19 protein-coding genes and 1 tRNA gene are annotated in these 22,126 nt (G+C 74.8%); 9 read left to right on the top strand and 11 right to left on the bottom strand.

All coding sequences use genetic code 11. The features are described from left to right. Nucleotides 1-34: 34 nt before the first annotated feature. Nucleotides 35-1,021: a D-2-hydroxyacid dehydrogenase gene (locus ABT300_RS14400; RefSeq protein WP_351674877.1), complete on the bottom strand. Its 987-nt coding sequence runs from the start codon at nucleotides 1,019-1,021 to the stop codon at nucleotides 35-37. A gap of 423 nt (nucleotides 1,022-1,444) precedes the next feature. Between ABT300_RS14400 and ABT300_RS14395 the strand changes: the two genes are divergently transcribed. Together ABT300_RS14395 and ABT300_RS14390 are read left to right on the top strand one after the other, a co-directional pair. After that, entirely contained in the window at nucleotides 1,445-2,176 is a 732-nt protein-coding gene (locus ABT300_RS14395) for a maleate cis-trans isomerase family protein (RefSeq protein ID WP_351674875.1), read from the top strand. A gap of 221 nt (nucleotides 2,177-2,397) precedes the next feature. Further along, nucleotides 2,398-3,507, top strand: a complete 1,110-nt coding sequence (locus ABT300_RS14390) for an LLM class flavin-dependent oxidoreductase (protein WP_351674926.1) — start codon at nucleotides 2,398-2,400, stop codon at nucleotides 3,505-3,507. Here ABT300_RS14390 and ABT300_RS14385 read toward each other — a convergent pair. Next, a complete protein-coding gene (locus tag ABT300_RS14385) occupies nucleotides 3,486-5,333 on the bottom strand; it encodes a putative bifunctional diguanylate cyclase/phosphodiesterase (protein WP_351674874.1) in 1,848 nt (615 codons plus the stop codon). The two genes, ABT300_RS14390 and ABT300_RS14385, sit on opposite strands and share 22 nt — an antisense overlap. 315 nt (nucleotides 5,334-5,648) lie before the next feature. Here ABT300_RS14385 and ABT300_RS14380 point away from each other — a divergent pair, with 315 nt between their 5' ends. After that, a complete protein-coding gene (locus ABT300_RS14380) occupies nucleotides 5,649-7,097 on the top strand; it encodes a M6 family metalloprotease domain-containing protein (protein ID WP_351674872.1) in 1,449 nt (482 codons plus the stop codon). A 48-nt stretch (nucleotides 7,098-7,145) separates the two neighbouring features. Here the strand turns inward: ABT300_RS14380 and ABT300_RS14375 are convergent. The 7 genes from ABT300_RS14375 to ABT300_RS14345 form a co-directional block, all read right to left on the bottom strand. Continuing rightward, nucleotides 7,146-7,219, bottom strand: a tRNA-Lys gene (locus tag ABT300_RS14375). Further along, entirely contained in the window at nucleotides 7,210-7,797 is a 588-nt protein-coding gene (locus tag ABT300_RS14370; protein WP_351674871.1) for a bifunctional DNA primase/polymerase, read from the bottom strand. The genes ABT300_RS14375 and ABT300_RS14370 overlap by 10 nt, the downstream gene beginning before the upstream one ends. Nucleotides 7,798-7,937: 140 nt before the next feature. Next, nucleotides 7,938-8,306, bottom strand: coding sequence for a DUF8844 domain-containing protein (locus tag ABT300_RS14365; protein ID WP_306952131.1), 369 nt, complete (start codon nucleotides 8,304-8,306; stop codon nucleotides 7,938-7,940). An 82-nt stretch (nucleotides 8,307-8,388) separates the two neighbouring features. Next, nucleotides 8,389-9,729: an AAA family ATPase gene (locus ABT300_RS14360; protein WP_351674869.1), complete on the bottom strand. Its 1,341-nt coding sequence runs from the start codon at nucleotides 9,727-9,729 to the stop codon at nucleotides 8,389-8,391. After that, the gene (locus tag ABT300_RS14355) at nucleotides 9,726-11,315 is read right to left on the bottom strand and encodes an amino acid adenylation domain-containing protein (protein WP_351674867.1); all 1,590 of its coding nucleotides are present in this window, start codon (nucleotides 11,313-11,315) and stop codon (nucleotides 9,726-9,728) included. Before ABT300_RS14355 ends, ABT300_RS14360 begins: the two co-directional genes overlap by 4 nt. Continuing rightward, a complete protein-coding gene (locus tag ABT300_RS14350; RefSeq protein WP_502977937.1) occupies nucleotides 11,306-12,508 on the bottom strand; it encodes a hypothetical protein in 1,203 nt (400 codons plus the stop codon). The genes ABT300_RS14355 and ABT300_RS14350 overlap by 10 nt, the downstream gene beginning before the upstream one ends. Then, nucleotides 12,405-13,394 (bottom strand): phosphatase PAP2 family protein, encoded by a 990-nt coding sequence (locus tag ABT300_RS14345; protein ID WP_351674865.1) that lies wholly within the window; start codon nucleotides 13,392-13,394, stop codon nucleotides 12,405-12,407. Before ABT300_RS14345 ends, ABT300_RS14350 begins: the two co-directional genes overlap by 104 nt. A 246-nt stretch (nucleotides 13,395-13,640) precedes the next feature. Between ABT300_RS14345 and ABT300_RS14340 the strand changes: the two genes are divergently transcribed. Next, entirely contained in the window at nucleotides 13,641-14,234 is a 594-nt protein-coding gene (locus tag ABT300_RS14340; RefSeq protein WP_351674863.1) for a histidine phosphatase family protein, read from the top strand. An 82-nt stretch (nucleotides 14,235-14,316) separates the two neighbouring features. Here ABT300_RS14340 and ABT300_RS14335 read toward each other — a convergent pair whose 3' ends face one another. Further along, nucleotides 14,317-15,777, bottom strand: a complete 1,461-nt coding sequence (locus tag ABT300_RS14335) for an NsdA family TPR-like regulatory protein (RefSeq protein WP_351674861.1) — start codon at nucleotides 15,775-15,777, stop codon at nucleotides 14,317-14,319. A gap of 256 nt (nucleotides 15,778-16,033) precedes the next feature. On the opposite strand from ABT300_RS14335, the gene ABT300_RS14330 reads away from it, so the two are divergent. Beyond that, a complete protein-coding gene (locus ABT300_RS14330) occupies nucleotides 16,034-16,423 on the top strand; it encodes a hypothetical protein (protein ID WP_351674860.1) in 390 nt (129 codons plus the stop codon). Between the two features lie 167 nt (nucleotides 16,424-16,590). Then, a complete protein-coding gene (locus ABT300_RS14325) occupies nucleotides 16,591-17,457 on the top strand; it encodes a spermidine synthase (RefSeq protein ID WP_351674858.1) in 867 nt (288 codons plus the stop codon). Nucleotides 17,458-17,542: 85 nt separating this feature from the next. Here the strand turns inward: ABT300_RS14325 and ABT300_RS14320 are convergent, their stop codons facing one another. Then, nucleotides 17,543-18,070: a hypothetical protein gene (locus ABT300_RS14320; protein WP_351674856.1), complete on the bottom strand. Its 528-nt coding sequence runs from the start codon at nucleotides 18,068-18,070 to the stop codon at nucleotides 17,543-17,545. A gap of 142 nt (nucleotides 18,071-18,212) precedes the next feature. On the opposite strand from ABT300_RS14320, the gene ABT300_RS14315 reads away from it, so the two are divergent. The 3 genes from ABT300_RS14315 to ABT300_RS14305 all read left to right on the top strand — a co-directional run bounded on the left by ABT300_RS14315 (nucleotide 18,213) and on the right by ABT300_RS14305 (nucleotide 22,043). After that, nucleotides 18,213-18,932 carry a response regulator transcription factor gene (locus ABT300_RS14315; RefSeq protein WP_351674855.1) on the top strand — a complete coding sequence of 240 codons (720 nt, stop codon included), beginning with the start codon at nucleotides 18,213-18,215 and terminating at the stop codon, nucleotides 18,930-18,932. Next, on the top strand, nucleotides 18,929-20,299 hold the full coding sequence (locus ABT300_RS14310; protein ID WP_351674853.1) for a sensor histidine kinase: 1,371 nt from the start codon (nucleotides 18,929-18,931) through the stop codon (nucleotides 20,297-20,299). Before ABT300_RS14315 ends, ABT300_RS14310 begins: the two co-directional genes overlap by 4 nt. Nucleotides 20,300-20,558: 259 nt before the next feature. Beyond that, nucleotides 20,559-22,043, top strand: coding sequence for a glycoside hydrolase family 18 protein (locus ABT300_RS14305; RefSeq protein WP_351674851.1), 1,485 nt, complete (start codon nucleotides 20,559-20,561; stop codon nucleotides 22,041-22,043). The last annotated feature ends 83 nt before the right edge of the window (nucleotides 22,044-22,126 follow it).

Raw genomic sequence — 22,126 nt, 5'->3', positions numbered from 1 at the left:
TGGGCGGGCCGCCGCGCGCACGGCGCCCGGGGCGTCAGTGGCCGGGCACGTATCCGCGTCGCTTGTCGACCACGTTCCTCAACGGACGGCCCACCGCCCACCGCTCGAACAACTCGACGAACTGCGCGCCGAGGTCGTCCCGCCAGCCGACCGTGTCACCGCTCATATGGGGCGAGATCAGCAGCCCCGGCACCCGCCACAGCGGGCTGTCGGGAGGCAGCGGCTCCGAGGTGAGGACGTCCAGGGCGGCGCCGGCGATCCACCGCCGCTCCAGGGCCTGCACCAGCGCCTCCTCCACGACCAGCTGTCCGCGGCCCACGTTCACGAACCGCGCCGAGGGCTGCATCACGCCGAACCGCTGCAGGTCGAACATGCCGCGCGTCTGCTCGGTGAGCGGGGCTGCGGCGACCACCCAGTCGGCGCGGGCCAGCAGCCGGTCCAGGTCGCCGGGGCCGTGGATGCCGGTCCGCGGGACGCGGCCGACGACCGTCGCGGTCACGCCGAGAGCCTTCAGCGTGCGGGCGACGGCCCGCCCGATCGGCCCCGATCCGACGACGACGGCCCGGGTCCCGGCGACCCGCAGGCCCTCCCGGTGCCGCCACTCGCCCCGCTGCTGCGACTCCCAGGTCAGGGGCAGGTCCTTCGCCATCGCCAGCACCAGCGCGGCGACGTACTCGGCGATCGGCTCGTCGAAGACGCCGCGCGCGTTCGTCAACACCGTGTCCGACGCGGTGAGTTCGGGACACATCAGATGGTCCACGCCCGCGCTCGCCGTGTGCACCCAGCGCGGCCGCGGACCCTCGCCCGGCCAGGCGTCGCGCACCGCGTGCGAGGTGAAGTCCCAGACCAGCAGGACGTCGGCGGCCGGCAGCCGCTCGGCGAGCGAGGCCTCGTCGGTGTGCACCACCCGGACCCGCCCGGTGAGCCGCCCGAGCCGGGGCGGCGGATCGGCGTCCAGGACGAGCAGGGTGGGAAGCGCGGCGGGAGACGGCACGGCGGGGGGCGGGGGGACGGCGGCCATCCGGTGTCCCTTCCCCGGCGCGTGTGACGTGCGCGGATTGCGATGTGCGCCGATTCCGGCAGGCATGGATCGACCACGTTGGCACCCGGATCCACCGTCGTCAACACGGCTGCGCCGACGGTCCGTTGTCGCCCGGCTCCGAGGAGGGCCGGCCGGGTGGGCGGACGCCGGGGGAGGGCACGGCCGGGAGGGCGGAGCGGCCCCCGCCCGGCGGCCCCGCCGCGCACACCGCTGATCTCGGCCAACCAGGTGACCGTGTGGGCGGCGTTGCGCCGACTGGGTACCCGAGCGGTGGGACCGTGGAGCGCTGCTGAACATCCCTGGACATACCGGCGCGTAAGCGGCCCGTTGGACCGCCGGAGGTCCGCCCGCACCGCGGGACCCGCCGGCACTGCCGGAAGAAGAGCAGCAGGAAGGCTGGACATGACCGCACTCGGATTCCTCTACCCGGGCCACTCGGCCGAGGACGACTACCCGCGCATCGAGCAGCTCCTGGGCAGTGACGTCCGACTGGACCTGGTCCACACCGGCGTCGACGAGGACGCCCACCGGATCGACGCCCTGCGGCGCAAGGGCGCGACCGAGCGACTGGCCCAGGGCGTCGGGCAGCTGCGGCTCGCGGGCGTCGAGGCGATCGTGTGGGCGAGCACCGGCGGCGGCTTCGTGCACGGCTGGGAGGGCGCCCAGGAGCAGGTGCGCGCCCTGGCCACCAGCGCCGGAACGCCGGCCTCCTCCACCTCGTTCGCCTTCGTGCGGGCGGCCCGGGAGCTCGGCGCCGCACACGTGGCCGTCGGGGCGGTCTACCCGGACGACGTGGCCGCCCTCTTCGCCGACTTCCTCAGGGCGGGCGGTCTGCGGGTGACCGGCGTCCACGGCGCCGGGATCGTCACGGCGGCCGAGGTCGGGGCCTGGGGCGAGGCGGAGGTGTTCGCCCTCGCGCGGGCGGCCGACTCCCCCGAGGCGCAGGCGGTGCTGCTGCCCGGCACCGCCCTGCACACCGCCGCGTGGCTGCCGGAGCTGGAGAAGGACCTCGGCAAGCCGGTCCTCACCGCCAACCAGGTCACCGTGTGGGAGGCGCTGCGCCTGACCGACCGGCGGGTGAACGCGCCGGGGCTCGGCGCCCTGTTCACCCGGGAGCCCGTCGTGCAGGTGTGAGACCCGGCATGCCGCCGGGGCGGCTCCGCGCCGGTGTGCCGGGAATAAGCGGGGACACCCTCCTGTTAGCTCTGCGAGGACAGCACACGGCTGACGACAGGAGGACCCCCGTGGCCGCAGAAGAGACGTCGGCACAGGCCGGACCGGCCGACGCGACGACGGCGGACGGGACGGCGGCAGACCGGACGACGTCCGGCGACACGACCCCGACGGGGGACACGATCCCGCCAGGGGACACGACCCCGGCGGAGGACGGGATCCGCGGCACGGCACACGGCAGCGCCCCGACGCCCCTGTCCGTACTGGACCTGGTCACCGTCGGCTCCGGCAGCACCGCCGCCGACGCCCTGCGCACCAGCGTCGCCCTCGCACGGTTCGCGGAGTCGCGCGGCTTCCACCGCTACTGGGTCGCCGAGCACCACTCGATGCCCGGCGTCGCCTCGTCCTCGCCGGCCGTGATCCTCGCCCACCTCGCCGCGCACACCGACCGCATCCGGCTCGGCTCCGGCGGCGTGATGCTGCCCAACCACGCACCCCTCGTCATCGCCGAGCAGTTCGGCACCCTGGAGGCGCTGGCGCCCCGCCGCGTCGACCTCGGCCTCGGCCGCGCCCCCGGCACCGACGGAGGCGCCGCTGCCGCTCTGCGCCGGACCGCCACCCTGCACGAGGGCGCCGACGACTTCCCCGAGCAGCTCGCCGAGCTCACCCGCTTCCTGGACGACGACTTCCCCGACGGCCACCCCTACCGCAGGGTGCACGCCATCCCCGGCCCGATCCAGGGCACGTCGCCCGGCGGGGTGCAGTCGGCGCACCGGCCGCCGATCTGGCTGCTCGGCTCCTCCGGCTTCAGCGCCCGGCTGGCCGGCGTGCTCGGCCTGCCGTTCGCCTTCGCGCACCACTTCTCCGCGCAGAACACCGTGCCGGCCCTCGATCTGTACCGGGCGTCGTTCAGGCCCTCCGAGGTGCTCGCCGAGCCCTACGCCCTGATCGGCGTCTCCGTGCTCGCCGCAGACGACGAGCGCGAGGCCCGCCGCCAGGTCCTGGCCACCGGCGTCAACATGGTCCGGCTGCGCAGCGGACGCCCCGGTCTGTTCCCGTCCCCCGAGGAGGCGCAGGCGCACCGACTCGGCCCGCTGGAGCGCGAGTTCGTCGACTCCTGGACGGCGAACATCATCCACGGCACCGCCGACGAGGTCCGCTCCGGCCTCGACGACCTGCACAAGCGCACCGGCGCCGACGAGTTGATGCTCACCAGCCACGCCCACCACGGCGCCCTGCGGCTGCGCTCCTACGAACTCGTCGCGGACGCCTACGGGTTGCCGACCGCGTAGGACTCGGCGGTACCGCGCAGCTCGGAGATGCGGTCCGGCGGCACCGGGCGGGAGTACAGCCAGCCCTGCCCGGTGTCGCAGCCGATGCTGCGCAGCCGGGTCGCCTGCGCCGACGTCTCCACGCACTCGGCGGTGACGGTCAGCCCCAGCCGGTGGGCGAGATCGATCATCGCCTCGACGACGACCTGGTCGGCCGGGTTCGGCGGGGTGGCCCCTTCCTTGTCGCTCTCGTACTGGAAGCCGCGCACGAAGGATCCGTCCAGCTTCAGCACCGACACCGGCAGCCGGCTCAGATAGGCGAGGTTGGAGTAGCCGGTGCCGAAGTCGTCGATCGCGATGCCCACGCCCATGTCGCTGAGCGCCTGCAGCGCCTGCAACGGCCGTCCCGCCGAGCCCATCACCGCCGACTCGGTCAGCTCCAGCTGCAGCAGGTGCGGCGCGAGCCCGGTCTCGGCGAGGATCTCCGCCACGTCCGCCACCAGGTCGGAGTCCCACACCTGACGCACCGCCACGTTGACGCTGACGAACAGCGGCGGATCGTCCGGATTGTCCAGTTGCCACTGCCGTGCCTGGCGGCAGGCGGTGGCCAGAACCCATCGGCCGAGAGGGACGATCGAACCATCCTCCTCGGCCAGTGCGACGAACCGATTCGGCGACAGCAGCCCGAACCGGGGGTGGTCCCAGCGGACCAGCGCCTCCACGCCGCGCAGCCGGCCGTCCGACATGCCGACCAGGGGCTGGTAGTCGAGCCGGAACTCGCCCCGCTCGATCGCGGGACGGAGCGTGGAGGCCAGCGCCTGCCGGGTCATCAGATGCGCGTTGCGCTCGGGGTCGAACAGCGTCCAGCGGTCCTTGCCGTCCACCTTCGCCCAGTACAGCGTGGTGTCGGCGGCCTGCATCAGACCGGTCGCGGTGGTGCCGGCCGCGGCCCGCTCCACCACCCCGATCGACGCCGACACGTTCAGCCGGTGTCCGGCCAGGTCGAAGGGGGCCTGGAGCGCCTTGAGCACGGACTCGGCGAGGTCGGCGAGCTGGTCGGTGCCGGTGGAGTCCTCCACCAGCAGGGCGAACTCGTCCCCGCCGAGCCGGGCCACCAGCGGCACGCTCGGCCTGGTCCGTCCGGCCTCCTCGGCGCAGCCGTTCAGCCGCTCGGCGACGGCGGCCAGCAGACGGTCGCCCACCCGGTGCCCGAGGGTGTCGTTGACCGCCTTGAAGCCGTCCAGGTCCAGGTAGCACAGGCCGATCCGGCCCGTGCCGCTCTGCTCGTACGCCTCCGCCTCCAGCGCGGAGGACACCCGCTCGAAGAACAGCGTGCGGTTGGCCAGCCGGGTCACCGGGTCGTGCATCTGCAGGTGCCGCAGTCGCGCCTGGAGGTCACGGTGAGCACTGACGTCGGCCACGGACAGCAGCACCCCGGGCGCCTCCGCCCCCGGCGTCTGCGCCTCCAGCGGCGAGACGGTGACCTGCGCCCACAGCGCGTGCCCGTCCGGCTGCTTCAGCCGCCGGGTGCAGCGCAGCTTGGCCCGCCGGCCGCGCAGGACCTCGCGGTAGGCGTGCCGGATCCGGGCGTCGGAGGCCAGGTCCAGCAGATCGGAGGCGACCCGCCCGACCAGCGGGGCGCTGCCGCCGCCGAGCAGCGCGCCGAGCGCGCCGTTGGCGTCGACGATCCGCCCCTCGCGGTCGACGACGGCCATGGCGAGCGGCGCCGCCGCGAAGACGGACCGATAGGCCGCAGACCCGCCGCTCGTACTGTTGATGTCACTCTCTGTGACGGCTGACCGGTCGAGGTCTGCCGCGGGCGTCGGCCCTTCGGACGTTCCGCTCACCGCTCGCTCCCGCAGTGCACTCGATCGCTGTCCGTGCAGGAAAGTGTGCCGATCATAGAGGCTGCCCGGGGACCCGCGCAGCCCATGCCCAGTGTCCCGGAACAACCCGGCTTTCTGACAGATCGTTTCTGCCCGCACCTGGCCCGGTTCTGCGGGCCCGCGACCGCTTGTGACGTTCCGTGAGAATTCCGGGGGTGTCGGGGTGATGCCCGCTTTCCGCGTCCTCACTCGTCTGGTGCAGAAAAACAGGGCGTAGTACGACAAATCAACACAGTCTGGGTGGCGGTGTCCTGTGAACCGCTCCCGGAGGTCTCTGTGCCGCGACTGCCGCGACCCGTGCGCCTGCTCCCGCACCCCCGACTGCGCGGCGCCGCGGCCGTGTTCACCACCCTCACCGCGCTCGCCGCGACCTCCCTGATCGGCAACCCCTCCGTGGCCGAACCCTTCTCCGCCGCGCCCTGCGCCCTGGCCCGCACGGCGGCCCACCACTCGGAGGGGCTGGACACCTGGAACGCCGCCTACCCCCGTCCGGCCCGCACGCTGGACGCGGTGATGGTGTTCCTGTCCTTCCCCGACTGGACCCCCCTGACGTCCCCGGCCGAGCTGGCCGCCGACCACTTCCCGGCCACCAGCCGCTTCTTCGAGCAGGCGTCGTACGGCAGGTTCCATCTGCGCTCCCATCCGCTGAAACAGTGGATCCGCATGCCGAAGCCCTCCACCGCCTACGCCATACGGCGTGACTGGAGCCCCGAGGGCCGGGCCGCCTACCTGCACGACGCCCTGTCCGCCGCCGACCCCCACATCGACTTCTCCCGCTACGACGTCGTGTACTTCGTGGCCGATCCGGACGCTCCCGGCGTCGACTCGGACGCCACGAAGGTCGTCAACCTGGACGACCCGCTGCACGCCGACGGCGCCGACATCCGCCGGGTCGTCACCGTGTTCGAGAAGCACCCCCCGGACCGGCTCGTCCTCGCCCATGAGACCGGCCACGTCTTCGACCTGCCCGACCTCTACCACCGCCCGGTGGACGGCAAGGGCGACTGGGACACCTATGTGGGCGACTGGGACCTGATGGGCAGCCAGTTCGGACTCGCCCCCGACCTGTTCGCCTGGCACAAGTGGAAGCTGGGCTGGCTGGATCCGCGCCAGGTGCTGTGTCTGCGGGGCCCCGGTCCGACCCGGCTGACGCTGGAGCCGGTCGGCGCCGGACCGGGCGCGCAGGCCGTACGGACCGTGGGGGAGCCGGCCCTCGGGTCCGGGGGGCCGGTCCTCGGGGAACCGGCCCCGGCCCCCGTCCAGCCCGCCCCCGAGCCCGGCGGGCGGGTCCCCGCCCCTGCACAGCCGGCCCCTGCACAGCCGGCCCCCGTGCGGCTGGCCCCCGAGCAGCGGGCCTCCGTGCAGTCGGCTCCCGTGCCCGGGGGCGGCGCCAGGCTCGCGGTGGTCCGCACCGGCCAGGACAGCGCGCTCGCCTTCGAGGCGCGCGGCCCGGTGGGCAACGACCGCGCCGCCTGCCGCGCCGGGATCCTCGTCTACCGCGTCAGCAGCGCCGCCCGGTCGGGCCGCGGGCCGGTCGAGGTGCTCGACGCCCACCCGCGCACCGAGGCCTGCTGGGAGAACTCCGTCTATCCGCCGCTCGCCGACGCCCCGGTCGCCCTCGGCGAGAGCTTCACCGTCCCGGGCGACGGCGTCCGGGTGGATGTGGAGAGCCGCTCGGCGTCGGGGGCGTGGACGCTGAGGATCACCCCCGGCACGAAGCTGTGAGGGCAAGAGAAAAGGCCCCCCGCTCACGCGAGAGGCCTTTCACTGTCGTGCGCCGCCAGGGACTCGAACCCCGGACCCGCTGATTAAGAGTCAGCTGCTCTAACCAACTGAGCTAGCGGCGCCTGCTGACGTCGTAGACCTTAGCATCCTGGTCGGGGGGAGGAGAAATCGATATGCGCACGGCCGAGCGGGCCGCCCGCACCGCCGCCCACAGCAGGATCTCGGGCCCCGGCAGCCAGGGATGACGGGTGTCCGGGGCGACCATCCAGCGGGTGCCGCACCCCGGCTCGGGCGGCACCAGGGCGGGCACGGTGACCGCGTCGCCGGTGCCGTGGCACAGCAGCGGCGGCACGCTCGCGGCACGGCCGCCCCGGCGGCCTTCGGCGCTCCACTCCTCCCACTGCAGCAGCGAGGGCAGCCGCTGGGCCGTGCCCGGCGCGGCGAAGAGCAGGGTGCGGCCGCGGAACGCGGCCACCGGCCCGGAGCCCGGCCCCTCGCCCCACAACCGGTCGAGCATCGCCCGCCCGAACATCGCCGGGGCGCTGACGACGTCGAACACCGCGCCGCACGGGAGGACGACCGGCGCCTGCGGCCGCTCCTCCCAGAAGGCGAGCGTGCTGCGCGGATACGTTCCGGCGGAGGCCAGCCATGCGGCGCCGTCCGGGGTGACGCCGAGGGCTTCGTCGTATGCGCTGCTCATACCGACAGGTCTACCGCCTGTGAGCAGGCGATCTCACAGGGTTGCGCGAAATCGGGACGGGAGGGACGCGGGGGGAGTATCTTGCCCGCCCGGCATATGCCACCGGTGAGGTCGCCGGCCGTCCTCGGGCCTTGCAGGGCTCACCCGGGGTCGGCGGGTCCCCGCCCCTCGGCGTCGCCCCGCAGCAGGTCGCGGCCGAACTCGACCATCTTCTTCGCGTAGTCCTCGGTCCACTCGGCCCGGTCGGCGATGTCCGCCGTCGTCAGCCGGTCGAAGCGGCGCGGATCGGCGAGCTGCGCCGCCGCCATCGCCTGGAACTCCAGCGCCCGGTCGGCGGCCGCCCGGAACGCGAGCGTCAGCTCCGTCGCCCGGCTCAGCAGCGCCCCCGGATCGTCTATCGACTCCAGGTCGAAGAAGTGCTCAGGGTCGCCGGCCGCCTCGGCGGGCTCGAAGAGCAGGGGCGCGGGGCGTAGCCGCGGTTCGTGCCGACGCGGCGTGGGCTCCGCCATGTCTTCTCCTCCTCGTACGGTTCGGATGCAGACCGCCTTCCATTCTCCCCCGATGGGGCAGGAGCCATTCGGCCCCGGACTCTCAAGGCTTCCAGGCGACCCGATGTTCCCCGAGGTGCGCCAGCACCGCGTGGTTGGCCTCCCAGCCGTCCGGGAACTTCACGAGGGCGCCCAGCTGGACCGGTTCCGTCGAGGGGTACTCGTCCAGCAGATCGCCGACGCCCGCCCGGCACACCACCACGCACGCGTGCCGGTGGCGGGAGGCGAGCACGCACAGCCGGCCGGTCTCCAGATGGAAGGCGGTGGCGTCGGGGCGGCCGGAGAGCGGGTGCAGGATCACGGTGACGTCGAACTCCATGCCCTGCAGCCGGTTCGCTGTGTCCACCGTCACGTCGACGACGCCCAGATCCGCCAGCGCCGCGCGCACCGCCGCCGCCTGGTCGCGGTGCGCCGTGCCGACCGCCACCCGGTCGGCCGTCAACGGGGCCGGGTCGGCGGAGCGCTCCGAGGCGGCCGCGCCGCCCCGGTCCAGCAACCGCTGCACCACCACGGCGACCGCCCGCACCGCCTCCGGGTCGGTGCGGGGCGTGTGCCGGGCGGGCAGCTCCAGCAGGCCCCAGCCGGACTCCGCCGCCTCGTCGATCACCCGGTCGGCGCCGGAGCCGTCCGACGGGACGGCGAAGGAGAGCCGGCGGTCGCCGTGCCCGGTGCCGCTGCGGAACGGCGTGTACGGGTAGAACGCGGCCGAGACCAGCGGCGCGGCCGACGCCGGGAGCCGCCAGGACACCGGCAGCCGGTGCTGCGGCAGCTCCGGGTTGTGCGCGAGGAGGGTGCTCACCGCCGACGCCGACGGGTCGTACGACAGCCCCGCCCACTGCTCGGCGCCGACGATCGAGAACGGGTCCAGCTGCCCGGGGTCGCCCACGAACAGCGCCCGCTCGAACAGCCCGGCCACGGCCAGCAGCCCGTCCGAGCGCATCTGGTACGCCTCGTCCACGATCGCGTGCCGCCACGGCTCGTCGGTCTTCACATGCGCCCACTTCGCGGCGGTGGAGATCACCACCGGCAGCCCGGCCAGCTCCGCCGCCTTCGCCGACTTCCGCACGTTCGGCAGCCGCTCGAGCGCTTTGTCGTACGGGTCGGCGTCGCTGCTGTGCAGTCGGCCGACCGGCAGCTCGGGGCTCTTCTCGGCGAGCCGCAGCACCAGGTCGTCGACCTGGGCGTTGGTCTGCGCCACCACCATCAACGACCGGCCCGCGTCGGCCAGTTCGAGCGCCGCCCGGACGACGAGCGTGGACTTCCCGGCGCCCGGCGGGGAGTCCACGACGACCCCGCGCGCGGCCGAGTGCAGGGTGTCGCGCAGGATCGCGTCGGTGGCGCGGGCGGCGGCGGTACCGGGGTCGAGTGCGGCCTCGGCGGTCACAGGACGTCCTCCTGGGTGACGGAGTCGGGGGCTTCGGGAGCCTGTTCACCGGGCGGACCGCCGTGCGTCCACGGCGTGTCCTCCGGGTCGGGCAGCTTCGCGCCGCCGCGCTGCTCGTGCTCGAAGAGGGTGAAGCAGAGCCGGTCGCCCTTCTCCGGCACGGACCCCGCCTCGGGCTCCTTGCCGCGGCCCATCTTGTCGACGATCCGCAGGACGATCAGGTCCTCCGCGACCCGCTCCACGAACTCGGCCGCCTGCGGCTTCCCGCCCAGCGACCGGTACGCCTTCGCCCGCTCGGCGAGGTGCGGACGGTCGTCCGTCCGTACGGTGACCAGCGGACGGGGGCTCGGCCGCCGGCCCTCGCCGTACGCCATGACGACGTCGACGACCTCGCCCGCGAACGCCTCCCCGGCCAGCCGGCGCCCCGCCATGGCCAGCGGGTCGTCGAGCGCCTCCTGGGCCTCCAGCCGGGCCTGTTCGCGCTCGCGCGTGGCGAGCTTGTTGGCCGCCGTGACCGCGTCGTCCCGGCGCGGCTGCGGGGGCTCGCCGGCGACCACCCGGTCGCGGTGGCCGGTGAACGACCAGCGGTCGCGCGTCCACCGCTCCTCGACGTGCGCGCCTTCGGGCAGCGCCCGCAGCAGGTCCAGGCCCGCCCACACCGCGTCCCAGGTCGGCAGCGTCCGGCTGCGCACCAGCTCGCGGATCTCCCGCTCGGCGGCGGTGAGCGCGCCCAGCCGGTCGTCGGCCTGCAGGCCGTCCTCGGCGGCGGCCAGGGCGGTGCGCGCGCGGTCGTAGCGCTCGATGGCGGGCGCGAGCAGCTTGTTGTCGAACGCCGGGTCGGTGGCGGGACCGGCCGGCGGGCACCCCAACTGCCCGTCCGCGTCCCGCGCGAGCTCCGCGCGCAGGGCCGCCGCCGCGCCCGTCTCGCCGGGCGGGGGGTCGATCCAGGCGAGCAGCGCCCCCAGGTGCTGGTCCTCCAGGCTGGACTGCCCGGTCGCCCAGTGCCGGCCCAGCACCTCCGTGAGGGCCAGCAGCAGCGAGGAGCCGGGCACCCGGGACCGCTCCCCGAAGTGCGTCAGCCACCGCCCGAGCAGCGGCACGCGCGGGGGTGCGGGATGCGGCGTCTCCGGGTCCTGCTCGGCCGTCCGCCTGAAGCGCATGGAGCGGCCCAGCAGACGCACGAGGTCGACGCCCGCGCGGCTCGGCACGATCAGCTGGGGCGCGTCCGCGCACAGCTCGACCTCGACCTTGACGCGCTTGCCGGTCTCCGGGTCGGTCTCGGCCCGCTCGGCGCACTCCACGTCGTCGGCGTAGGAGTCGAGGTAGGGCAGGACCACGTCGGCCAGCTCGGCGAGGAACGCGAACCGCAGGTCGCGGTCGCGCGGCTGCGGCACGACCAGCAGCCGCGGCGCGTCCCGCTCGGTGCCGACCAGCGCGCCCAGCGGGGCGCCGGCCTCACCGGCGGTGGTCAGCGGCACGAACACCAGCGGCCGCTCCGACAGCCTCCGGTGCCGGACGGTGGCGGCGGGCTGGGCGCGGCCGGTGGCGACGGCCTCCAGCCGGGCCAGGGCGGTGATCAGGGACACATCGCCCCCAGGGCCTCCCGGCGCAGCTCCGCGGCCCGGCGCAGGGCGGCGACGGCCGGGTCCCGCGGATCGCCGGCCTCGCCGCGGGCCGCCGCGAGAACGTCCTCGACGGTGTTCAGTCCGCCCAGCTCGGCCCGCACCGAACGGCCCAGCGCGGTGACGGCGCCGGCCGCGCGGGAGCGGTCGCGGCAGTGGAACGCGAGCTCGCAGGCGGCCAGGCACTCGGGCGCGTACGCGGCGGGGACCGCCTCGACGGCCTCCGTGAGCTGCTCGGCGGGCAGCTCGGGGGAGAAGCAGACGCCGTCGGGCAGGGCGTCGGCGATCTCCTGGATCCGGGTGAGGCGCGCGAGCTGACGGCGGGTGACGGCGCGCTGCTTGCGCACGTCCACGGCGGACGCGGTGGGCAGGTTGGAGAAGTCCTTGGGGCAGACCAGCAGCACCCGGTGGCGCACGCGCGGGGCGGGCTCGAGCCGGGCGGCGACCTCCTCGAGGGCCAGCACGTACACGGCGGCCTGCCGGGCGGCGGCGCCGACCTTCGCGGGGTCCGCCGCGCCGTCCAGCATGGGGAAGGACTTGATCTCCACGACCGTCCAGCTGCCGTCCGGGTGGACCACCACCGCGTCCGGCTCGAGGAAGGCGGGGGAGCCCGCCACGTCGAGGGCGATCATCGGGTGGTCGAGGAGCGTCCAGCCGCCGGTCCCGCCGGTCCCGGCGGATTCCGCGGCGGACGCGGCGGCTTCGCGCAGCGCCAGCGCCGTACGGGCCGTGCGGCCCTCGGGGCCGATCGCGGACAGGTCGGGCACCGCCGCGCCGGCGGGTGGCGGCGCGGCCGGATCCAGCCGTTCGTGCACCAGCCGAAGCAGCTCCGCGCCGCCGTCCGCCTTCACCTTCGCCTCGAACGCGTTGCCCCGCGTGAGGGCGAACTGGGACTGGCCGAAGGCCGAAGGCGAGCCCAGCGCGCCCGCCAGGGCCGCCTTGTTCACGCCCGCGCCGTCGAGGATGGCGCGCCGCTTGCAGCCAGGGTTCGCGGCGAGCGCGGCGAGGGCGCGCGCGTCCAGCGCCTTGGCCGGTGTGTCGGGGCCGCGCAGCTCAGCGAGCCGCTGCCGGAGCGCCTTCCCCCGCGTCCGAGGGAGAGGCGTCCGGTTCGACTCCGGGGCGGAGCCGTGACTCGCGCTGCCGTGGAATTCGCTCACCCGGGGAAGTCTGGCATCCGCCACTGACAACCGAGGCCGAAGTGGCGGGAGAGTCCGCCGGGAGTGCCGGCGCCAGGGTCGGTGCCAGAGCCGGAGCGTCCACCGGGACGCGGGACGCGAACCGCACCCGGGCCCGGTCCGCGGCGCGCATCGCCCACGGCGCCAGCAGCAGTCCGACGCCCATCACGGCCGCACCGGCGGCCGCGTCGAGGAAGTAGTGGTTGGCGGTGCCCATCACCACGAGGGTGGTCACCAGCGGGTAGACGACGCCCGCCGTCTTCGCCAGGCGCGTGCCGCCGTGCCGCCACAGCATCACACCGCACCACAGGGCCCAGCCGACGTGCAGGCTCGGCATGGCCGCGTACTGGTTCGTCATGCCGCCCATGCCGCGCGGCGCGCTCGCCTCGCCGCCCCACCAGCCGTACGAGCTGTACTGGGCCATCGTGTCCACGAAGCCGTGCCCCGCCGAGAGCAGCCGCGGCGGGCAGGTGGGCATCAGGGTGAAGCCGATGAGGCCGATGAAGGTCGACACCATGAGCCAGGTGCGGGCCGCCCGGTAGTGCAGCGTCCGCGACCGGAACAGCCAGACCAGGATCGCGGGGGTGACCAGGTAGTGCAGCGACGCGTACCAGAAGTCGGCCGGCACGCCGATCCACGCGTGGGCCGTGAACAGCCGGTTCAGCGGGTGCTCGGCGTTGAGGTAGAGGAACTTCTCGACGCGCAGGATCGCCAGACCGTGGTCGACGGCCGTGGAGACGTCGCCGCGCGCGAGCAGCCGGCCCGCCGAGTAGCAGAGGTACACCAGCAGCAGCAGAGGCAGCTCGGTCCACCAGCGCAGCCGTGTCCGCGGGGCCGCCTCGGTGCCTGGTGTCTCGGTCTGCGGCATCCGATCGCCTCCCCCTTCTGGTCGCTGTCTGGTCGCTTGTCTGGTGCTGGTCCGGTCACTGCGGCGCTCGTGGCGCGGGACATGCCACTTTACGGCGGACGTACGCGCCCCTCACGAGGGGCCCCGGATCTCAAAGACGCTGAGATCGCCCGCCGGGTTGCCCCAGTTCAGGGTGCGCGATGATGGAGGGGATCCGCCCCCGATTTCCCCCTGGTCCCTTCCAGGGTTCTCCCGGAAAGGTCCCCCATGGCACCGCGCATTGTGCTGGCCCGGCACGGGCAGACGCAGTGGTCGCTGTCCGGCAAGCACACCGGCAGGACCGACGTGCCCCTCCTGGAGGAGGGCCGCCGGGGCGCCAAGCTGCTGGGGGAGCGGCTGCACCGGCCGCCCTTCGACAGCCTCGCCGGCGCCGAGATACGCAGCAGCCCGCTGGTCCGCGCGCGGGAGACGTGCGCACTCGCCGGCTTCGGCGAGCGGGCCGAGGTCTGGGACACCCTGATGGAGTGGCACTACGGCGCCTACGAGGGGATGACCCCCGCGCAGATCCAGGCCGTCCGGCCCGGGTGGCTGATCTGGCGCGACGGTGTTCCCGAGGGGGAGACCCTGGACGAGGTGACCGCCCGCGCGGACGAGGTCGTCGCCTGGGCCCGCTCGGCCGACCGGGACGTGCTGGTCTTCGCCCACGGGCACATCCTCCGCTCCATCGGGGCACGCTGGCTGGGTCTGCCGCTGGACTTCGCGGCGCGGATCCGTCTGAACCCCACGTCGCTGTCCGTCCTCGGCTGGGCCTACGGCGAGCCGGCGATCGAGAGCTGGAACGACCTCGGTCACCTCGTCTGACCATCCGCCGCAGTCCGCCGCAGACCCCGGGCAGGGGCGGGGGCGGGGGCGGTAGGCCGGGACGGGGCCGGGAGGGCGCGGCTCACACCGTCCGCGGCGTCGAGGCGTGCCGCTCCAGGAACGCGGAGACGCCGCCCGCCCTCCGGTGCGGCAGCAGCACCCGCGCCGTCCCCGCCAGCATGGTCTGGATCCGCGACGACTGGACCTGGTCCAGCAGATCCAGGACCCGCAGTCCGGCCACCGCGGCCTCGTCGGGGCGCCCCCCGCGCGCGAGGTCGTCCGCCAGCTCTGCCGTGTACAGGGCGATGTTCCGGGTGAAGTGCGGGTCCTGGAGGTCCGCGGCCCGTCTCGCGTGCCGGGCCGCGCGCGGCCAGTCGCCCAGCGCGGACCAGCACTGCGCCGTGAGCCCTTCCAGCTCGGCCTCGCCGTAGAAGCTCATCCACTCGGGGTCGTGGTCGCAGCGGCCGCGGTCGTAGAGGGCCTGTGCGCGGACGAGGGCCTGCTCGCAGCCGGTCCGGTCCGCGAGCCCCGCCCAGCCGCCCGCCTCCCGCAACGACAGCAGCGACATCAGCCGGGGTGAGCCCAGGGGGCGGGCGACGCGCTGGGCGGCCTGGGCGGCGCGGACGGCCTCGCGGGGTCGGCCCGCGTCCCGCGCGAGGAACGCCGTGTTGCAGAAGGCGTGCGCCTCCAGCGCGTCGTCCCCGGTCACCCGGGCGGTCGCCAGCGCCTCGGCGTAGTGCGAACGCGCGTCGTCGAACCGGCCAGAGTCGTGCGCCAGCCAGCCCACCGAGATGGCGAGCTCCCCGGCGCCCGAGTGGAGCCGGTCGGCCGTCGTCTGACGGGTGGTCCCGGCGTCCAGCAGCGCGAAGGCGGCGCGCAGCGGAGCGGCCGCGCGCCGGTAGAGGCCGTCGGCCCCGTGCCGGTCGTCCAGCAGCCGGATTCTGCGGACCGCTTCTTCGAGTGCGCTCGCCTCGCTCGATCCCGCGCGCCGTGTGCGGCGGGCCGCCGCCGAAGCGCCGTGGGCGAGGACGAAGGGGCCCAGGGTGGCGGCGGCCATCGTGGCGCCTCCGCCGGTCATGAATGCGCGACGCAGCACGTCGCTCTCCTCGTGGTCGTGGTGCGTGTCGTACGGGTCCTGCGTGTCATACGGCTCGTGCGCCCGGCGCGTCTCATCCGTGTGCCGCTCGTCACCGGTGGCGCCCGCCGGTTCGGCGGGGTGAGCGCTGGGCGCGTCCCCGGCGCCGCGCGCCCCTCGGCCGCGAACGGACGAGCGGGGCGCGAACCCGAGATCGGCGAGTGTGCGGCCGGGGAACATGTGCAGGAACACCCGCTCGTAGGCGTAGTTGGGGCAGCGGATCTCGCCCGCCTCGACCCGCCCGATGTACCGCGCGTCACAGCTGACTCGCTCGCCGATCTCCCGCGCGGCCCGCCGTACGAGCGCGGCGAACTCGGCCGGCGAGCGCTGTCCGCGCAGCTGCCGGAAGGCGGAGTTGGGCCGTGCCGGCCGGTCGGGCCGAGCTGGGGTCACCGTCGACGACGCCATGGCCGGGTCCTCTCGTGCGAACCGTCGAACCATGCCGGACCAGGGGTGAGTTGTCCGAGTGGCACCCTTGTTCCCGGCGGGCAAGAACGTACCTGCTGTGGTCGGGCCGCCATGCGGTGTTTGGCTACAAAACGGATATCTCATCCGCGATCTGCCATGAACTGCCATCCTTTGCGGCGGACTTCCGCCGTAGCCCTTGACGCGGTGACGCGTTGAGCCTTGTGGACTACAGGCGGGCTGCGCGGTGGAGGCCGGAATGGAGACCAGCCAGAGCAACGATCGTCGGACGTCGCCGGTGGCGGCGTGCGACCTCGTGACGGTGGGGACCCGGCAGGGGCTGGAGGCGGTGGACATCCTGCGGCGCGGGTCGTCCGGCGACGGGGTGGGGCCCGTGCTGCACGACGGCGGCGGCGACACGCTCGGCTTCGTGGTGCCGCCCGGCACCGCGGCGGCGTGGGACGTGCCGGGCAGCATCTGCACCAGGACCGGAGACCGGGGACTGAGACCCGCGCCCGAGCCGCCCGTCGAGGGCTCGGACTGGCTGGTGCCCCCCGGTGAGGCGGACCTCGCGACGGATCCCGCGGTGCTGCGCCGGGCGTTGGGCGAGGCGGCCCGTCTGATCGAGGCGGCCGACAGCTGCCGTTAGGCCGGCCCCGGCAGCTGTCGTCAGGCCGGATCCGGCAGCAGCCGTCGGGCCGGGCCGGGCCGGGGGTCCGGGGGCGGATCGCGGTGCGCCGGGCACCGGCCGGGCACCGCCGCCGGGCGATGGGTCCGGGCGCGCGGAGTGCTGTCGGGGCCTGCGAAAATGGCGTCATGGGAAAGTCCAGGAACACCCGGCGCGAGCGGGACGCCGACGCCGTCGTCGAGCCCGTCGACGGCGGACTCGCCCAGCTCGTGCCCGACCGGGACCGGGCGCGGGCCTGGACGCTGCTCATCGACGGCGCCCCCCAGTCCCACGTCGACCTCGACGATCCCGGGTACCTCTCCTTCGAGTACCAGCGGCGCCTCGGCCATGTCGTCGACCTCGCCGCCCCCGCCGGCAAGCCCCTGCACGTCGTGCACCTCGGCGGTGGCGCGTTCACCCTCGCCCGGTACGTCGCCGCCACCCGCCCCCGCTCCACCCAGCAGGTCGTCGAACGCGACGCCGCCCTCGTCCGACTGGTGCGCCGGGAACTGCCGTTGGACCCGGGGGCGCGGATCAGGGTCAGAGCCCTCGACGCGCGCGAAGGCCTCGCCAAGGCGCCGGACGGCTGGGCCGACCTCGTCGTGGCCGACGTGTTCAGCGGCGCCCGGACCCCCGCCCACCTCACCTCGACGGAGTTCCTCGACGAGGTCCGCAGGGCGCTGAGGCCCGGCGGGGTCTACGCCGCCAACCTCGCCGACGGCCCGCCGCTCGCGCATCTGCGCGGCCAGATCGCCACCGCCGCCGCCCGGTTCCCCGAACTCGCGCTGGTCGCCGACCCGACCGTGCTGCGGCGCAAGCGGTTCGGCAACGCCGTGCTCGTGGCCTCCGACCTGCCGCTGCCGATCGCCGAACTGACCCGCCGGGCCGCCTCCGATCCGCACCCCGGCCGGGTCGAGCACGGCCGGGCCCTGACCGACTTCACCGGCGGCGCGACGGCGGTGGCGGACGCGTCGGCGGTGGCCTCGCCCGCGCCGCCGCCCTCGGTGTTCCGCTGACGCGTCCGGCCTCGCACGCCGCGCGTCCCGCCCGACGGCGCTTCCGACCGGGCTTCCGGCAGCCGGTCCGCCGGCCCGACCGGCGTCAGTACGTCCCCACCTCCACCCGGGGCGGACCGTCGTGCCAGGTGCAGAACACCGACACCCGGTCCGCGCCGGAGCTGAACTCCACCCGGATCCACGACTCGGTCTTCCACACCTGCATCGACCAGGCCGGACCCGGCGTGGCCGAGACCAGCGTCGCCGAGGTCCTCCCGAGGTCGAAGACGACCCGCCCGCCGTCGGTGTCGTAGCTCTTGACGCTCCGCCCCGTCGAGCCGGACGCGACGGGGCCGCTCGGCGAGGGACTGCCGGCCGTCGCCGAGCGCGACGGGGCGGGCGCGACGGGCGTGCGGACGGGCCCGCTGGACGGACCGGCCGACGGCCCGGGACTGCTCGACGACGCGGTCGGCGCCTTCGGCTCCCGCACGGCCGCGCCGGCCGCCAGCGGCAGGGCGCGCGGCGGGTCGTAGGCCGTGCCCGCCATCACCGTGTGGACGCCCCACCACGACAGCGTGACCGCCGCGCCCGTGGCGAGCGACCAGGCCAGTACGTGTACGAGTCCTCTGCGCATCGCCGCCATCCTGCCCCACGCGCCCCACCCGTGTCCCCTGTCAGGCGGGCCGCGGAGCCCGGCGGACTTACCGGTCGTCCACAGACGCCGAGTTGTCCACAGGCCAGAATGACGCCCGCCCGCATGGCGTAGGTTGCGGCGCATGGCAAGTGTGCTCGTGGTCGAGGACGACCAGTTCGTGCGCTCGGCGCTCATCCGGCATCTGACCGACGCCGCGCACACGGTGCGCAGCGTGGGCACGGCCCTGGAGGCGTTGCGCGAGGTCGCCCACTTCTCCTTCGACGTGGTCGTCCTCGACCTCGGGCTGCCCGATCTGGACGGCTCGGAGGCCCTGAAGATGCTGCGCGGCATCACGGACGTGCCGGTCATCATCGCCACCGCGCGCGACGACGAGTCGGAGATCGTCCGGCTTCTCAACGCCGGCGCGGACGACTACCTGACCAAGCCGTTCTCCGTGGAGCACCTGTCGGCCCGGATGGCGGCCGTGCTGCGCCGCTCCCGCGCCGGCGCCGGGGAGGCGGCGCCGTCCACCGTCCTGCGGGTCGGCGGGCTGACCGTGGACCCGCTGCGCCGTCAGGCCGAGCTGGACGGCGTGCGGCTCGACCTGACCCGCCGCGAGTTCGACCTGCTGGCGTTCCTCGCGAGCCGGCCCGGGGTCGTGGTCGCGCGCCGGGAGCTGCTGGCCGAGGTGTGGCAGCAGTCCTACGGCGACGACCAGACCATCGACGTCCATCTGTCCTGGCTGCGGCGCAAGCTGGGCGAGACGGCGGCCCGGCCGCGCTATCTGCACACCCTGCGGGGCGTCGGCGTGAAGCTGGAGCCCCCGGCCTGCGGCCCCGGCGGATCGGAGCCGCCGCGATGAGATGGGCGCTGGTCAAGGTGTGTCTGGCGGTCACCACGATGGTCGTGATCGCGTTCGCGGTCCCGCTGGGGCTCGTCGTCAAGGAGATGGCCCGGGACCGGGCGTTCTCCAACGCGGAGCGGGTGGCCGCGGTCGTCGTCCCGGCGCTGTCCATCACCACCGACCGCGATCAGCTGGAGCGGGTGGTGGCCGCGGCGGGATCCGACGACGGGATGGCGGTGCATCTGCCGGCGGGCGAGGGCCGCGCCGCCGTCGACCTCGGCCGGCAGCGCGCGGACGCCGCCGACGTCGCGGCCGTGCGGAAGCTGGGCCGGGCGTCCATGGCGGAGGTCCCCGGCGGTTCCGTGCTGCTCCAGCCGGTCGCGCTGAGCCTGGGGACCGCGGTGATCGAGGTGTACGTCCCCGAGTCCGAGGTGAGCAACGGCGTCGCCACGGCCTGGGCGGTGCTCGCCGCGGTCGGGGCCGCGCTGGTCGTCGGGTCGGTGGCGGTCGCCGACCGGCTGGGCGTGCGAATGGTGCAGCCGGCCAGGCGGCTGGTCGAGGGGGCGCACGAACTGGGGGAGGGGAAGCTGGGGGCGCGGGTGCCCGAGGAGGGGCCGAGTGAACTGCGCCTGGCCGCAGTGGCGTTCAACTCGATGGCCGATCAGGTCGTCCAACTGCTGGCGAACGAGCGGGAGCTGGCGGCGGACCTGTCCCACCGTCTGCGCACCCCGCTGACCGTGCTCCGGCTCAACGCGGCCTCCCTCGGCGACTCCCCGGCTGCCGAGCAGACCCGCACGGCGGTCGCCCAGCTGGAACGCGAGGTGGACGTCATCATCCGCACCGCGCGGGAGGCCAAGCCGCAGACGGCGGCCGCCGGGCCGGGCGCGGGATGCGACGCGGCGGAGGTGGTCCGGGAGCGGATGGCGTTCTGGTCGGCGCTCGCGGAGGACGAGGGCCGCAAGGTGCGCACCGCGGGCGTCGACCGCCCGGTGCGCATCCCGGTGGCCCGCGCCGACCTCGCGGCCGCCCTCGACGCGCTCCTCGGCAACGTCTTCCGCCACACCCCGGAGGGCACCGCCTTCGCGGTCGACGTCCACAACGCCGAGGACGCGGTGATCGTCCTGGTCTCCGACGCCGGCCCGGGCATCCCCGACCCCGCCACGGCGATGGCCCGCGGTCGGGGGTCCGGGACCGCCGGCTCGACCGGCCTCGGCCTCGACATCGTCCGCCGGCTCGCCGAGTCCACGGGCGGCGACGTCCGCATCGGCTCCTCGGTGCTGGGCGGCACGGAGGTCCGCCTCTGGCTCCAGCTGACCGACCGCCGACCTGCCCGGGGAGGCCATCGCGGCGCGGTCCGCAGACGGAGACGGACCGCCCGGCGCTGACGACGGGCGAGGGCCGCCGCGACGCCCCGCCCGCCTGCCTGCCTGCCCGCTCGCCTGCCTGCCCGTCTGCCCGGCCGTCCGCCGGGAGCGGGCCGGATCGGTCTCGACCTTTAACCGCCGCCGATGCCTCCCTTAAGCGCGTCCTAAGTTCGTCGAACCCTGCCCCCATCAGGCCTTTTGTCCGATTCCGCATCGCTAGCGTGCTGCCGCACCCCGCACCCCGCATCCGGGACCCGTGAGCAGCGAAGGCAGGCACGTCATGAGCACGCATCGGCGCAGGACCGGCAGCAGGACGAAGGTGATCGGCGGTGTGGTCGCCGCGGCGGTCGTCGGAGGCGGGGTCGTCCTCGTCACCGGCACCGCGCAGGCCGCCGGGGTCGGCGCCGCGTACACCAGGACCAGCCAGTGGTCGACGGGCTACACCGCGCAGTACGTCGTGACGAACAACAGCCCGCAGGCCGAGAAGGACTGGAAGCTGGAGTTCGATCTGCCGGCCGGGGCGAAGCTGGGTTCCCTGTGGAACGGGGAGGCGGGTGTCAGCGGGCGGCACGTCACCGTCTCACCGCCCCGCTGGGACACCGACGGACTCGCCGCCGGGGAGTCCGTCACCGTCGGCTTCGTCGTCAACGGCAGCGGCGACCCGTCCGGTTGTCTCGTGGACGGGGCCAAGTGCTCAGCCGACGACGGCCCCACACCCGAGCCGAGCGGACGGCCCACCGAGCCCACCGGATCCACCGGCCCCACCGCGGCCCCGAGCAGCCCCGGCGCGGGCTCCAGCCCCGCTCCCGGCACGCCCGGCTCCGGCTCGCCGAGCCCGAGCGGCAGCACCGGCATCGGCACTGGCACCGCGTCCGCCGCCCGGTTCGCCCCCTACGTCGACACCTCCCTCTACCCCGCCTTCGACCTGCTCGCGAACGCGGACGCGACCGGCGTGAAGGACTACAACCTCGCGTTCGTCACCGACGGCGGCGGCTGCACGCCCCAGTGGGGCGGGGTGACCGACCTCGCGAACGACGCCGTCGCCGCACAGATCGGGGCGCTGCGGGCCAAGGGCGGTGACGTCCGGGTCTCCTTCGGCGGCGCCGCCGGCTCCGAGCTGGCGACGACATGCCCGTCCGCGACCGCGCTGGCCGCCGCGTACGCCAGGGCGGTGGACGCGTACCGGCTCACGAAGGTCGACTTCGACGTCGAGGGCGGCGCGCTGCCGAACACCGCGGCCAACACCCGCCGCGCCCAGGCCGTCGCCGAGCTGCAGCGCGAACACCCGGGCCTGGACGTGTCGTTCACCCTCCCCGTCATGCCCGAGGGGCTGACCCAGGACGGCGTGAACCTGCTCGCCGCCGCCAGGTCCGCCGGCGTGCGGATCGCCGCCGTCGACATCATGGCGATGGACTACGGCCCGGCCTACAGCGGCGACATGGGGACGTACGCAGAGCAGGCCGCGACGGCTGCCCAGGCGCAGATCAAGAGCGTCCTCGGGCTGAGCGACAGCGCTGCCTGGAAGACCGTCGCGGTCACCCCGATGATCGGCGTCAACGACGTGGCCTCCGAGGTGTTCACCGTGCAGGACGCCGCACAGCTCGTCGCCTTCGCCAAGGCGAGGGGGCTCGGCCGGCTGTCCATGTGGTCGGCTGCGCGGGACAGGCAGTGCCCCGGCGGAGCCAAGAACTCCGCGGACGCCACCTGCAGTTCCGTCCTCCAGGCCGACTCCGCGTTCGCCAAGGCGTTCGCCGCCTACCGGTAGCGCCCGGGCGGCCCGTCACGCAGAGGGCGCGGCACGCCCCCACGGCGTGCCGCGCCCCCCCCCCCGCCCCCCCCCCGGCAGGC

The organism is Streptomyces sp. NPDC001027 (assembly GCF_040299045.1).
Taxonomy (GTDB): domain Bacteria; phylum Actinomycetota; class Actinomycetes; order Streptomycetales; family Streptomycetaceae; genus Streptomyces.
Note: the sequence above shows the minus strand (reverse complement) of the source record. Positions and strands in the feature narration are given on the sequence as shown.

What these genes read in the sequence shown, in the direction of transcription:
- ABT300_RS14400 (WP_351674877.1), bottom strand. Translation starts at nt 1,021, where the DNA reads ATGGCCGCCGTCCCCCCGCCCCCCGCCGTGCCGTCTCCCGCCGCGCTT.
- ABT300_RS14395 (WP_351674875.1), top strand. Translation starts at nt 1,445, where the DNA reads ATGACCGCACTCGGATTCCTCTACCCGGGCCACTCGGCCGAGGACGAC.
- ABT300_RS14370 (WP_351674871.1), bottom strand. Translation starts at nt 7,797, where the DNA reads ATGAGCAGCGCATACGACGAAGCCCTCGGCGTCACCCCGGACGGCGCC.
- ABT300_RS14365 (WP_306952131.1), bottom strand. Translation starts at nt 8,306, where the DNA reads ATGGCGGAGCCCACGCCGCGTCGGCACGAACCGCGGCTACGCCCCGCG.
- ABT300_RS14345 (WP_351674865.1), bottom strand. Translation starts at nt 13,394, where the DNA reads ATGCCGCAGACCGAGACACCAGGCACCGAGGCGGCCCCGCGGACACGG.
- ABT300_RS14340 (WP_351674863.1), top strand. Translation starts at nt 13,641, where the DNA reads ATGGCACCGCGCATTGTGCTGGCCCGGCACGGGCAGACGCAGTGGTCG.
- ABT300_RS14335 (WP_351674861.1), bottom strand. Translation starts at nt 15,777, where the DNA reads ATGGCGTCGTCGACGGTGACCCCAGCTCGGCCCGACCGGCCGGCACGG.
- ABT300_RS14330 (WP_351674860.1), top strand. Translation starts at nt 16,034, where the DNA reads ATGGAGACCAGCCAGAGCAACGATCGTCGGACGTCGCCGGTGGCGGCG.
- ABT300_RS14325 (WP_351674858.1), top strand. Translation starts at nt 16,591, where the DNA reads ATGGGAAAGTCCAGGAACACCCGGCGCGAGCGGGACGCCGACGCCGTC.
- ABT300_RS14320 (WP_351674856.1), bottom strand. Translation starts at nt 18,070, where the DNA reads ATGCGCAGAGGACTCGTACACGTACTGGCCTGGTCGCTCGCCACGGGC.
- ABT300_RS14315 (WP_351674855.1), top strand. Translation starts at nt 18,213, where the DNA reads ATGGCAAGTGTGCTCGTGGTCGAGGACGACCAGTTCGTGCGCTCGGCG.
- ABT300_RS14310 (WP_351674853.1), top strand. Translation starts at nt 18,929, where the DNA reads ATGAGATGGGCGCTGGTCAAGGTGTGTCTGGCGGTCACCACGATGGTC.
- ABT300_RS14305 (WP_351674851.1), top strand. Translation starts at nt 20,559, where the DNA reads ATGAGCACGCATCGGCGCAGGACCGGCAGCAGGACGAAGGTGATCGGC.